Origin of the sequence: Maridesulfovibrio sp. FT414 (genome assembly GCF_050916235.1) — a bacterium.
GTDB lineage: Bacteria > Desulfobacterota > Desulfovibrionia > Desulfovibrionales > Desulfovibrionaceae > Maridesulfovibrio.
The window spans coordinates 4,227,207-4,239,193 of record NZ_CP104854.1; the positions used below are offsets into that span (position 1 = coordinate 4,227,207).

Consider the following 11,987-nt stretch of genomic DNA (forward strand, 5'->3'; position numbering starts at 1 on the left):
ATCGGCTGAGATCAGTGGAGAGGGGGTTGACAGGGGTTACCAGCTTTAACATATTTTAAAATATAAACACCGGGGAAGTAGATAGAATATGCAGAACACCATTATCGAAAAAATTGACTTGGACAAAACTCAGGCCAACACTTTTCTTAGAGCACTATGGGCAGAATTTAGGAATAATTTTGAGCAGGTCGGGTGGCAATATATAGGGTTCAGGTATCCAAGCAGCACAAAAGTTTTAATAGGACTTATGTCATTAAGGCGCGGTCTAACACTTCAGCTTGAATTTGATTACAAAAACAAAGGGGGAATTAACAATATATATATCACACCAAAAGAAGCAGACGAGAACTACTCAGAGGACTCCATAATTAAATGTATTAAAAATGCTTTAAAAAAAGGCCACAATCAGGGTTTTAGTACCTTCAATTTTTCAAGTACAATTAAAGTTAAATACCCAGAGACAAGACTAAGATGGAGTAACAAGGGACCCATTATACACCCTTACGCAGGCAAAAATTTCACCTTATTTTCTGACAACGATCACATAACTCTTAATAGCAAACAACTAGGATTCGACTTAATAGACGCGGAAGACAACGCTTCTGAAAAAGTCCTAGCAGCATGTGACTTCCTTTCCACATGTTTAAACACACACATACGAAGAACAAATTACGTTGAAAAAAAACTAAAAATTACGCCAAATTACAATCATATAGTATATGAAGACAAAGAATGGATTGACGGTGAACCATACATTAACAATTCTTACGGACTTCTTAAAGAACAAATTAATATAATAGATAAAATTTTATCTTCAGAAATAAATACAAACTCACCATTAATAAAGTCATGCACTCACTTCAACAATGCTCTTTCAATTAGAGCAGACCAAATAGACTATAGCTACGACGAAATCATTTGTGTTTTATTGATTAGTTCAATCGAAACACTATGTGAAGAATACGAGTGGGACACAACAACATGCCCAGTGTGTAAACAGGTAAAATACTCAATAAAGAAAAAAGTAAAAACTCTCACTGAAAAGATCCTTGGCCCGGCGGCTTCAATACATATATCTGAACTTTATGACATGAGATCTAAATCGTTACACTGTGGGCATATGATCAGCAAAAAAAACTCCTCAAAAATAATACCACTCATAGATGCATCACAAAATAACTGCATGAAACCCATGAGAGCAAGTTTTACAAACCTGATTGAATTTACAAGTTATTTAATTCGACAGGTAGCGATCGAACAATATGATACTTAGTAAAAAGCACCCCGCCAAACAAGCGGGGTGCTTCATTTCAAAACCTACTTCCCAGCCTTCAACCAAACTTCATTGACCAACAACCAAAATATGGTTACAAATAAATCATGAACTGGACAGTTAAACTTTCTACCAAGCTTCAGAAAAAAACCCTGAAACTTCCCAAAGCGATACAGGAATCCTTTTTCCTGCTGGGTAAGGACTTACAGGCTGACGGGCCGGAGCAACGAAGCTGGCCTAATTATGGCAAGCTGAAAGGAACCAAGGACGTTTATCACTGTCACCTGAACAAGGGTAAGCCCCGGTATGTTGTTGTCTGGAAAGTCACAGATGACGATATTCAAATCATGGAGATTAAATATGTTGGAACTCACGAGAAGGTCAATTACCGAGAATTCAGCTGAGTTGTGCCTGAAGGTTCCGGCAAAGGACGCTAACGCAATTGCTGAAGCATTCATGCAGTTCCTGAAGCTGGCAAAGTATGACGTGCGCGAGATCAACGATGAAGGCGAAGAGCTTATTGATTTCAACGATGCCTTTCCCGAACCGACTCCCCCCCAACTGCTGCGCGGAGCCAGAACCCGCGAAGGTCTGACTCAGGCAGAACTTGCGGATGCACTCGGTATTCATAAGAACAATGTTTCCGAGATGGAACGAGGGGTGCGGAACATCAGCGTGGATATGGCCAAGCGATTGGCTGATGTGTTGAACACTTCTTACAAGCACTTTCTATAGATTGGAGAACAGGGTGGATACCTCAAAATCTCGTTCAATGCGGATCCTTACAAACCCAAAACAGGTTTTCCATCAATTAGAAGAATTAATACAGGAATGGTACAACTGGCAAAAGCATGTAGCACAAATTCACGATCACGACTATGACCCAAACACACAGTCTAAAGTATGTGCTGACGGCGAAGAAAACATGTATAAACATGAAGTTCTACAAGAGAAAACTCTAACCTTCCTAGACAATAACGTTGATAACCATGGATTCATTGTCGGCATAGACAATACAAAATGTGATAGAGACGACTTACGACTTGCAATCCGAGTCAAACACCGTATCCAAGACTTAGAAATAATTAAGGCTAGACTGATTTATGCCAAAGTCCCAGAGTCTTTTTGGAAAGAAAGGGCAAAAGATCTTTTCACAAAAATTACAAATAATCCTGACAAGACCATAGAACTGCTTACAGAAGCACTAAAACATACACCTTAACCATCCCCTCAAAAAAGCACCCCGCCAACCAAGCGGGGTGCTTCATTTCAAATCCTACTTCCCGATTCCCTTCGCCTTGCCCCAGCGCGCCTGAGCGGCCTTGCGACCTGCTTCAGACCTGCGCAGTGCGGCTTCCTGCTCTTCGGGTGATTTAATCTCCCCGGACTTGCCGACAAGGATCTCAATCTGCGTGGTCAGGTAGCGTTGCACGTGATCCGCTTCGGCCCTGGATAAATCCTTGAGCGCGGAGGTCGGTTCCTTGCCCAGAAAGGACATGATCCGGCCGATGCTGTTATCCAGCACCTCGTGTTCTTTCCACGCTTCCCTTTCTTTGAGCAGCACACCCCACTTGGCAAGCAGGGCGTAGAGGGAATCATACTCATCAATGGTCAGCGGCGCGGACTGGTCAGCCCCCTGCCCCATTGCGTAGCACCCCGTTTTCCTCAAGCTGGGTATCACTTCCGAGGTGATCCACTTGCGGAACTTCTTTGCTTCCGGCTTGCGGCTCCTGAAAATCAGCGAGTACAGTCCGGACTCGGAGATCAAAGACAACGTACGGACCTGATCCGTATATTGTACGGAGCAGGTATCCCTCTCATCCTCATCTAATGTTTTTGATAGATTACTCGTGTCTAGACCAAGCACATGACACGCGTCCTTTGCGACGAACCAAGGGTTGCCGTCACCGCCCTGATGGACTCTGACAACCGTATCGCCGAAATCGAAAGGAATAACTTCAGACATCACTTACCTCCTTACTACGAAAGGTAGAATGATCCAGAGTGTTGACCAACCCGTCTAAGCGATCCGTCAGTACTTCCAGCAACGACAGCTGGCCCGGTAGGACTTGACCGCCTCCTTGATGGGTTTCGAGAAAAGTGTGGTGCAGCAGCAGTCTAGTAAGCTCCTGAATGTCCAGAGCCTTATTGTAGGTCTCCACAAGATAACTTTCAGGAATGGTGAGAGTTTTCGGCATGATGCCTCCTAGGGTTGTGTCTGGTGGGCTTTTTCAAAAATAAAAAAGCCGGGAGCTAGACACCGTCCCTAGAACGGCGAGAGGATTTCCCCCGAAGGGTATTCTATAGCCTCTGCACTCCCGGCAAATATATTGGCGAAATTGGAATGGAATAAAGCAGTGCCTGCAAGTGCAGAAAATCTCAGACCTTCTGATCTCAGGACACAAAAAAACCGCCAACTATCGGGAGCGGAAACCGCTAGGGAACAAAGGTGTGTCTAGCACCTAGGGGGGATAAAGCCAGAAATGCGGGGTGGTGTCAAGATGGGGGTTGTTGTTTTTGGTATAATTGGGTAGATATGCGTGGTTTAATGAAATTATTTCGGGGGGATCACTGATGGAAATTACCGACTGGATATTACTGAGCCTAGCATTTACCCCACTTATTCTTGTGTATCTCTACTCATATAACTACGACGTTTTTTACTTTTTATATAACTACTCTGGTATTCGGGCTATTGTTGAGAAGATTCATCCGCCAACGGAGGAACAGCAACAGGACTGTTACTTCAGGAAGCCTAGCACTTTTATGCTGTGGGCGGTGAGTATATATGTAGCGTTGTTCAGTATAGCTTCTGCGCGGTATGATAGGGCTGTGAATTCATACGAACAACAAATCTCGACTTTCCAAACACAAATGGCAACCGAGTTTAGGGCACAGGCATGTGGTAATTTCAACAATCTTCAATCAATAAAAGTACCTGTAAAACCGGATTTATTTTTTTTCTGGAAAACATTATCATCTTTTGTAGATTATGAAGAATATGAAGTTGGACAAAGTATGCTTACTAAAACAATTGAAGCATACAGTAGAGAACTAGATAATGCGCACTTGAAAAATGCAACTCTAACAAATTGCTATTTCGAATCTTCCAACTTTAAAAAAGCTTATCTGATAGGAAACAATCTGACAAACACAGTTTTTTCGAATAGCATATTACACAATACCTATTTTTGGTTTTCAAATTGCACTAAAACTAATTTTTCTAATGCCAATATGACTAAGGCTGAATTCCTTAATGCGAAACTACACAATGCTACATTTTGTAATGCAGATCTTACTGGTGCAAACTTTTTAAATGCTGAATTTGATAATGCCTTCATTGTAGATTCAGATTTAACCAACGCCCAAAACTTAACAGCAGAGCAACTATCTACAGTAAGAATACTACATAAAACCAAACTTCCTGTGCAAACAGAAAAAGAACTTATAAATAAATACCCGCACATCCTCGAAAAACCAGACTGGTACAAAGAAGACGAACAAACTAACTAGAGCACCCATGGAAACATACATTACATCCCACATAGGAATCATAATCCTGATCCTGATCTGGAACTCATCCAGACCGCTGTACAACCTGTATGATTACTCCGGTGCACGGGCTATAAAGCAACTAATCCGCCCTCCATCTAAAACTGAGCTTGAGGACGAAAACTACAGAAGTCCAAGCACCTTTGCTCTCTGGATAGTCAGCATTTATGTAGCGATATTTGGACTCGCATCAAATCGATATGAACGAGCTGTTAGCACGTATGAAATGCAGATAGCATCATGGCAAAATCAGATGGCGACAGAGTTTCGAGCTCAGGCATGTGCAAACTTATCAACTCTTCAAAAAATCAAGCTTCCCCAAAAGCCCAGTTTGCTATCAGTATGGGAGACGTTTGCATCTTTTTTTCAAGATGTGGAATACACTGAAGGGCAAAGCATGCTTAAACAGACTGTTGAAGCGTACAAAAAAAATTTAAATGAAGCTCAGTTAAATTTTGCAAATCTTCGAGGATTAAACTTTAACAATGCCAACATTGTAAATGCTTCACTAAACAATTCATTATTTGACCGCACAAAACTTAAAGAGGCAAATCTACAATGTAGTACTTTTAACAGTTCAACATTTTACAATTTAAACATTTATGATTCAAATTTGAACAATTGTAATTTCGACTACGCTAGTATATCAAACACAACTATCATCAACACTGACTTTAATAATTCTACATTATTTGGAACAAATTTTAACAACTCTACACTTGAATGCTATTTAAATGATTCAAAACTTGACTTCACTAAATTCAATATTTCGTCAATTGAACGAACTTATTTAAATAAGACGATGTTACAAAATGCGACATTTACAAATACAAGCCTGTGGAGAGCAATATTTAAAGACAATACAATCAACAACACTAAATTTAACAACTGCACAATAAACAATTCAAGCTTCAAAAACGCTACTATCATGAACACTTACTTTCAAAACACGACTATAAAAAATACAACGTTCTCAAAAACCTCATTCACAAACGTCGATTTCACCAGAGCAGCCATAATAGATTCTAATCTTGTAGATACTACCGGATTAACTGCAAAAGCTATAAGTGGAGCAGCAACACTTTATTCAACGCAACTACCTAAAGAAATCAGGGAAGAATTGACTTCCACTAATTTTTCATACTTATTCGAAAAGCCCAACTGGTACAAAGAGTAAGACTAAAACTCTGCTTCTCCAACCACGGAATGTTCCTTAATCCATTCCCACAACTCAGCCTTCTCCGCTGTGTACTTCCCCTCAACACGGCGGATAGGGCAACCTTCCTTCTGCGCCCAGGCGCGGACGGTGTTGCGCCCTACCCCGAATATCTTCCCGATCTTGTCCAGCCCGATGACAATCTCCAGAGGCCGCACCACCATATCAGTATCCCCCTGCGGAATGGGTAAGGCCGGAGAGCCGCACATCAGCCCATCCACCATGCCCGGCCTGTTCCAGATCCAGCCCGGCCAGCGCGTAAAGCATGGATGCCACCACCGGGAACTCCTCCAGCTTGCGCCCTAAGTCATCCCGACCAAGGGTGTTGTACTCCAGCACAGCCTGCGATTCCCCGAAATAGAGCGTCTTGATATTGCGGGTCCGGCGATCCACAAGGCGGTCATAGTCGCGGAAAGTGCGGCTGCCGTTCATGGCCGGAGGCGAAGCAAGATCCAGCCCGGGCACGCGCAGCCTGCGCCGCCGTTCGTTGTACATATGCACCAGCCGCGTCCCGGCATGGGTCAGCGGAGTACGCCAGATGCCCACTTTCAGCCCGTCCTGCAGGGCCGCCATTTCACGGCAGAGGGTTTCGGTATCCTCGTCCATGAATTCCACCACCACATCCACCCGATGCTGATCCGTGCCGTGTACGGGTTCATTGTGCTCGGCCAGCACGGTCACCGCCCCGGGCCGGATGTCATACGGCCATGCAACGCCGCCTGAAACCCTGCGGTACACAATGCCGGTCACCGGGTCTTTCAGGCTGCGCCGACCGCTCATAGGCGAGGTCACTACCTTCAGCTTTTCAATCAGTCTCATAATCCACCCCTAGCTCATGTCGCGGCCTTCAGTGAGTCCGCCACGGCGTAAGAAATATTCCAGGGCCTGAGTCATCACATCCACCTGATCCTTGAACTTGGAACCGGGGAAATGCTCCACCTCGTCCAGAAAATCATCCAGCCATTCGGCCGACTCCGGCAGCCAGACATTGCCGCCCTCGACCGTATCCGACACTGCTACAGCCCTTGTTTCCTTATCCCCGCCGGTAACCGCCCAGGCCACTACCGGAAGCTTTGTCTCATCCTGCAGATCCTGAATCACGCTGATCCCGCTGGACTTGTCCTCGATGATGATGGCCGAGGGTTTATGGAGCGCGTAGCGTTTCTTGATTGTGCGCTTGAGCTCCGGGTATTCCATCTTCCTGCGGATGAGATCCAGCAGGTAGTAACCGTTATACGCCTCGCCCCAGAGCTGGCCTACCGAGAATGCGCTGGTGGCGTTCTTCTTCTGCGCCGTATCCCAGTGCTCGACAATGCGGTTGAACTTGGGAAGCCGGGTGTACCGCTTGAACCAGTCGATCTTGAAGATGGACCCGCCCTTCGGTACAGGACGCTGCTGCAGCTGCCCTGCGGCCTCCGTGGGCGAGGAAAAGGAGTTCTCGATATGGGTCAGGGTTTCCTCGTCGAACCGTTCCGGCCAGAGGAGCTGCCCTTCCTCTTCGCGCGGATCCTCGAAGCCGAGCACGGTGTGGAACTTGTTACCCTCATATCGCGCCGGCAGGCAGAGATGGGTATACCCGCCCTTCTCCAGAATGTGGCCGCTCAGATCCTGCTGGTGGCCGCGCTGCATCACGACCACGAACGCGCCGGTCTTGGGATCATTGAGACGGGTCTGCATGGTGTTGTCCCACCAGTCCAGCACCTCCCTGCGCTTGGCATCGGAATTGACCTCGGACATGTTGTGCGGGTCGTCGGCCACAATGCGGTCGCCGCCTTCACCGGTCGCACGGCCGCCCACCGAGGACGAAAAGCGGAATCCGCCGGCCATGTTCTCGAACTTGTCCTTGGCGTTCTGGTCCCGCTTGAGCTGCACATGCGGCCATGCCTCCCGATACCAGGGCGAGGTCACGATCTCGCGGGTCTTCATGTTGTCGCGCGTTGAAAGCATGGCCGAATAGGAGCTGAAGAAAAATTGTATCCACGGGTTGAAGGTCCATTCCCATGCCGGCCAGCAGACGGACACGGACAGCGACTTCATGTGACGCGGCGGCATGTTGATCAGCAGTTTCGGGAGCTGCCCCGTGCTGACCGCCTCCAGATGCTCCACAATGGCCCCGATATGCCAGCCGTCCACAAAGGTCCGCCCCGGCTCAATGACGTGCCAGGCATTGCGGATGAACTCTTTCAGCGGCATATCAGGCTTGCCGGTACCGAGATAACCGGAACCGGTCTGCGGAACCTGCTCTTTGAGATTCATGAGCAGGTTCCCCATCAGGCCGTTTGCTTTCAACGATTTGCTCATAGTTCGTTCATGTACACGTCCTTGATTTCCTGCGGCTGAATGCAAAGGTAATCAAGGGTCTGCTTCTGGCAGGAATGATTGAAAATTTCCATCAGGGTCGGAATGTCCACGCAGAATGTCACCCGCTGATGATAGCCCCAAGTCTTACGCAACGAATGAGAGCCGTAATTGCCCTTCAGATTGATTTTCGCGCACCACTTCTTGACCAGCTTGTTCACGTAGTTCGGAGCCATGGGACCGCCATCCCGGCCCGTAAAAACGAGCTCCTGTTCCTGATCCCGGCACTGTACCGCCCAGGGCTTGACCGCCGTGAGAACGGCGTTGTTGATCGTAATCCTGCGCTGCTTGCCGGTCTTGCTTTCTTTCAGCACCAGCTCGTCACCGACCCTGGCATCAATGAACTGCTCCACTCGCAATTGAACCAGATCAACGGCTCGGAGATTGGTGTTGATTCCCAGAACGAACAAGGCCAGATCGCGAGGATTGTCCTCAAGAAGCTTTTTCAGGTTCGCAACATCCTTCAGCGATGTGATAGGATCGACCTTGATCGAGCTGCCCTTTTCCGGATGATTCGGATTCATTTTTTCCATTTTCGCCCTCTTTAATTAAAGTCTAAGTTTTAATAATATTTTCATAAAACTAGAATTTTAACAAGAGTCTTTTCTAACTAAATTTTTGATAATTTTACACAAACAATTGAATTTAAACACTTTAGTGTTGTTTTTATAAATTTAACTTATTTATTAAAGTTAGACTTTTCTTCCTTAGCAGACTTTAAAAGTTAGACTTGTCTCCGGCCCCGATTCCGAAGTCGAGAGCCGATCTGGCGGCGTTGATTTCCGTCAGGCGGGAGACAATACGCTGCTGAACTTCCGGAGCTGCCCGCTGTATTTCCTCGAGAACAACGGACTGAAACTCCTCGACCTTCTTGAGCGAGTAAATTTCACTCTGCATCTTGAAAACAAACTCGAGCTGCTTGCGGAGCTCGGCCTGCAGCTTGATCAGAAAGCCGCCGAGGTCGCGGTTTGTTCCGGCCAGCCGCCGCAGTTTTGTCTGGCAATCCCGGTATTCCTGGGAAGCATGATCGCCGTGAAGGACAACGTGGACCATTTCCAGCAGCTCACGGCATTGTTTCCCCAGAGCATCGAGCTGATCCGCAAGGGAGATCTTGGCGTTGATCATCTTCGGAGCCGAAAACAAAGCAACGTCCTTGGAAACAGCAAGGTCGATACGTTTCTTGGCCTTTGAAACTGCAGCTTGTGAAACGTCAAAGAACTCTGCGCATGCAACTTGCTTCATACCACATTCAACCAGCAACTTTATTAGCACATCATGGTCAACCTTTCCACTCTTGTATGACGGGTGCAACATAAGTTCATCAAGCATTACATTCAACTCACAACTGTTATAAATTCACAATGCGTTAACTTTATAACTTCACAACTTTACTTTTGTGCGGTTAAAATCAACCGCTGCTTAACCTGCCCCAGCAGCAATTCGTCTGCGATATTCCTCTTCGCTCATCCCCCGCCCACTTCCGGAAGTTAACTCGTTCACTTCCATTTCTTCCCGACTCTGGTATCCACCGCCCAGCACCTTGGACATCTTCGACGGCTCGACAAGCCACGGAAGGTTCGCCTTCCAATCCTGATTAACTTCACCGAGCAGGTACGGATAATCCTTCACCAGCTCAAAGTACCAACGCCACCACAGAATCCCTTTCTCAGGAGGCCCACCTTCACACCTGCACTTCCGGACCTTCCTCATCAAGGCATCGGTAACAGCTTCCGGTTTCGGCAGGTCTGGAAGGATCTCGCAAAATGCCTCCACCAACTCATCCCCCTTCGGGGGACTATAGGGGGTATTTACGAAGAGAGTAGGAGAAGGAGAAGGGGCATTGCCAAAATCGGCTTTATGCACCTTTTTAGCTTTGCCGGATTTTTGCTCCTGCAATGCTTGAGCATCGGATTCATTTTCACCAGCGTCAGACCCCTTAGCGGGCTTCTTATCTGCCTGTTTTCCTTTCTTATTCCAGCGCGCATCAGCAGCCTTTTTTGCTTTTTCGGACCGTGCGCGGGCTTCGGCGGCCCATGGCTGCATGTCATCCCATTCACAGATGTAGTATCTGCCGTCTTCTTCCCCAATTATTTCAAGATCTAAAAGCATATCCACGTAGTCGGTCCGCTCAAGATTCACCTTGCAGGCAAACAGCAGATCCTCCTTATCGAAATTCCTTGGAAAGTATCCGGAATCACTGGGATAATGCTTTGCACAATAACACATGAGAAAGATCAGTCCCAGCGCACCCTCGGCCCCGAACTTTCTCATGATCTTCTGGGTCCGAAAATCCTCGGCGAACTCCACATCCAACCGAATGTCCGTGACGTTTTTTACTCTACCTGCCACAGCCGCACTCCTTAAAAATTTTTCAGCTTTGCGGATTTATTACATAGGCAATGCTCAAGCATTGCTCGAGTAAATTTTTATTCATAACATATTTAAAAGGTTCAAAAAAAACAGGGCGAACCCTGAAAATTTTCGGCGGCGGCCCGGAATTAGGCAAAACTCCGGGCCTGCCAGACTCATGCACTGGAAATGCTCGAGCATTACAGCGGCATGGCTACTCCCATCGAATCAGAACACCTGAAAACGGTAGCCCGTGCGCAGATTTGAAGAACAGCCCCATCTCCTGGTCAGATTCAAATCCATCTGCCCGAGCCAGGTCAGTCCTCCAGTCCTCATCAAGGTCCCGCCCGTTAACCTGGACAGCAAGAGTGCCATCCACCATTGAAATATGAATAGGCTCAACGCTGACACACTGCGGATCTGGATGAACCAACTTCCTGCAATCCTTCCGCCGCATCCTGCTGTATAGCTGCAGCCTTTCTCCCGGCCGCGCATGACGCTTCCTGTGAGCCCGGATAGTCTGCCGCTTCATTCCGGATTCAACCTTTCCGGCAAACTCGTCTTTAAAATTGTAGGCAACCACGGTTCCCCCCAACTAATTCTTTTCGATCTTGATCTGCTGGTCATGCTCAACGTCCCTCGGACAAACGCAGTGGTTGTCACACATGGGACAGCGCACCCGGTCACCGATCTGCCGCGCCCTTACAAGCTGCCCTTTTCGGGGACATTTCTTCACGCCCTCCACCTTGAAACGCCAGGGAGTGATCTCGGACTGCTCATTGACTGCATGTCTCAGATACGTCTGTTCAGCTTTCATATTCCGCCTCCAGCTCACGACTTGACCAGACCGGTTCAGCGTCAACAACCAGCAGCAATTCGCCGTCAGAACCGGAATCACACTTCAGCGCGGCCGCTCTATCAACAACACGAATGAACGCCTCCTCGCGACAGACCTCAAGGGACTCATCTGTTACCAGATCCACATCAGCAACATGCTGGCCACGATGAAAGAAACGCAGCACTGCCAGATGATACCTATTCTTCATGACTTGCTTTCCTCCGGTAACCGAACCTCTCCATTGGCGATCCGCTTGACCTCGGCCACACCTGCATCAATCCCCGCAAGACACTCGTCCACTGTGCATGACGCCCCGCTGATAAGTGCCAATAAAAAATTACGGGTAACAGACTCGACCGTTACAATCGCTTTTACTGAATCAGCCATAATGCCCTCCTTCC

Annotated in this window: 18 protein-coding genes; 6 read left to right on the top strand and 12 right to left on the bottom strand. The window is 47.2% G+C overall.

What is annotated here, in order from left to right:
- Positions 1–88 precede the first annotated feature (88 nt).
- The 4 genes from N7E73_RS18765 (at position 89) to N7E73_RS18780 (ending at position 2,495) form a co-directional block, all read left to right on the top strand.
- Positions 89–1,273 carry a hypothetical protein gene (locus N7E73_RS18765; protein ID WP_432736489.1) on the top strand — a complete coding sequence of 395 codons (1,185 nt, stop codon included), beginning with the start codon at positions 89–91 and terminating at the stop codon, positions 1,271–1,273.
- 107 nt (positions 1,274–1,380) lie between these two features.
- Positions 1,381–1,677 carry a type II toxin-antitoxin system RelE family toxin gene (locus tag N7E73_RS18770; protein WP_432736491.1) on the top strand — a complete coding sequence of 99 codons (297 nt, stop codon included), beginning with the start codon at positions 1,381–1,383 and terminating at the stop codon, positions 1,675–1,677.
- Entirely contained in the window at positions 1,634–2,008 is a 375-nt protein-coding gene (locus N7E73_RS18775; RefSeq protein WP_432736492.1) for a helix-turn-helix domain-containing protein, read from the top strand. The genes N7E73_RS18770 and N7E73_RS18775 overlap by 44 nt, the downstream gene beginning before the upstream one ends.
- Before the next feature lie 13 nt (positions 2,009–2,021).
- On the top strand, positions 2,022–2,495 hold the full coding sequence (locus N7E73_RS18780) for a hypothetical protein (RefSeq protein ID WP_432736493.1): 474 nt from the start codon (positions 2,022–2,024) through the stop codon (positions 2,493–2,495).
- 54 nt (positions 2,496–2,549) lie between these two features.
- Here N7E73_RS18780 and N7E73_RS18785 read toward each other — a convergent pair whose 3' ends face one another.
- Both N7E73_RS18785 and N7E73_RS18790 read right to left on the bottom strand, forming a co-directional pair.
- The gene (locus N7E73_RS18785) at positions 2,550–3,239 is read right to left on the bottom strand and encodes a BRO-N domain-containing protein (RefSeq protein ID WP_432736494.1); all 690 of its coding nucleotides are present in this window, start codon (positions 3,237–3,239) and stop codon (positions 2,550–2,552) included.
- Positions 3,232–3,471 carry a hypothetical protein gene (locus N7E73_RS18790; protein WP_432736495.1) on the bottom strand — a complete coding sequence of 80 codons (240 nt, stop codon included), beginning with the start codon at positions 3,469–3,471 and terminating at the stop codon, positions 3,232–3,234. The genes N7E73_RS18785 and N7E73_RS18790 overlap by 8 nt, the downstream gene beginning before the upstream one ends.
- A 376-nt stretch (positions 3,472–3,847) precedes the next feature.
- Here N7E73_RS18790 and N7E73_RS18795 point away from each other — a divergent pair, with 376 nt between their 5' ends.
- Together N7E73_RS18795 and N7E73_RS18800 are read left to right on the top strand one after the other, a co-directional pair.
- Positions 3,848–4,786 carry a pentapeptide repeat-containing protein gene (locus tag N7E73_RS18795; protein WP_432736496.1) on the top strand — a complete coding sequence of 313 codons (939 nt, stop codon included), beginning with the start codon at positions 3,848–3,850 and terminating at the stop codon, positions 4,784–4,786.
- Positions 4,787–4,793: 7 nt separating this feature from the next.
- Complete coding sequence (locus N7E73_RS18800) at positions 4,794–6,002, top strand: pentapeptide repeat-containing protein (RefSeq protein WP_432736498.1); 1,209 nt, start codon at positions 4,794–4,796, stop codon at positions 6,000–6,002.
- Between the two features lie 2 nt (positions 6,003–6,004).
- On the opposite strand, the gene N7E73_RS18805 is transcribed toward N7E73_RS18800, so the two are convergent.
- The 10 genes from N7E73_RS18805 to N7E73_RS18850 all read right to left on the bottom strand — a co-directional run bounded on the left by N7E73_RS18805 (position 6,005) and on the right by N7E73_RS18850 (position 11,973).
- A complete protein-coding gene (locus N7E73_RS18805; RefSeq protein WP_432736499.1) occupies positions 6,005–6,205 on the bottom strand; it encodes a hypothetical protein in 201 nt (66 codons plus the stop codon).
- Position 6,206: 1 nt separating this feature from the next.
- On the bottom strand, positions 6,207–6,860 hold the full coding sequence (locus tag N7E73_RS18810) for a hypothetical protein (RefSeq protein ID WP_432736500.1): 654 nt from the start codon (positions 6,858–6,860) through the stop codon (positions 6,207–6,209).
- Between the two features lie 9 nt (positions 6,861–6,869).
- A complete protein-coding gene (terL, locus tag N7E73_RS18815; protein ID WP_432736503.1) occupies positions 6,870–8,342 on the bottom strand; it encodes a phage terminase large subunit in 1,473 nt (490 codons plus the stop codon).
- Positions 8,339–8,932 (bottom strand): tyrosine-type recombinase/integrase, encoded by a 594-nt coding sequence (locus N7E73_RS18820; RefSeq protein ID WP_432736505.1) that lies wholly within the window; start codon positions 8,930–8,932, stop codon positions 8,339–8,341. The genes terL and N7E73_RS18820 overlap by 4 nt, the downstream gene beginning before the upstream one ends.
- A gap of 184 nt (positions 8,933–9,116) precedes the next feature.
- Complete coding sequence (locus N7E73_RS18825; RefSeq protein ID WP_432736506.1) at positions 9,117–9,641, bottom strand: hypothetical protein; 525 nt, start codon at positions 9,639–9,641, stop codon at positions 9,117–9,119.
- Positions 9,642–9,818: 177 nt separating this feature from the next.
- Positions 9,819–10,748, bottom strand: coding sequence for a hypothetical protein (locus N7E73_RS18830; RefSeq protein ID WP_432736507.1), 930 nt, complete (start codon positions 10,746–10,748; stop codon positions 9,819–9,821).
- Positions 10,749–10,962: 214 nt separating this feature from the next.
- Positions 10,963–11,331, bottom strand: coding sequence for a hypothetical protein (locus N7E73_RS18835; protein WP_432736509.1), 369 nt, complete (start codon positions 11,329–11,331; stop codon positions 10,963–10,965).
- A 12-nt stretch (positions 11,332–11,343) separates the two neighbouring features.
- Positions 11,344–11,565, bottom strand: a complete 222-nt coding sequence (locus tag N7E73_RS18840; RefSeq protein WP_432736510.1) for a hypothetical protein — start codon at positions 11,563–11,565, stop codon at positions 11,344–11,346.
- The gene (locus N7E73_RS18845) at positions 11,555–11,794 is read right to left on the bottom strand and encodes a hypothetical protein (protein ID WP_432736512.1); all 240 of its coding nucleotides are present in this window, start codon (positions 11,792–11,794) and stop codon (positions 11,555–11,557) included. Before N7E73_RS18845 ends, N7E73_RS18840 begins: the two co-directional genes overlap by 11 nt.
- Entirely contained in the window at positions 11,791–11,973 is a 183-nt protein-coding gene (locus N7E73_RS18850; RefSeq protein WP_432736514.1) for a hypothetical protein, read from the bottom strand. Before N7E73_RS18850 ends, N7E73_RS18845 begins: the two co-directional genes overlap by 4 nt.
- Positions 11,974–11,987: the final 14 nt, after the last annotated feature.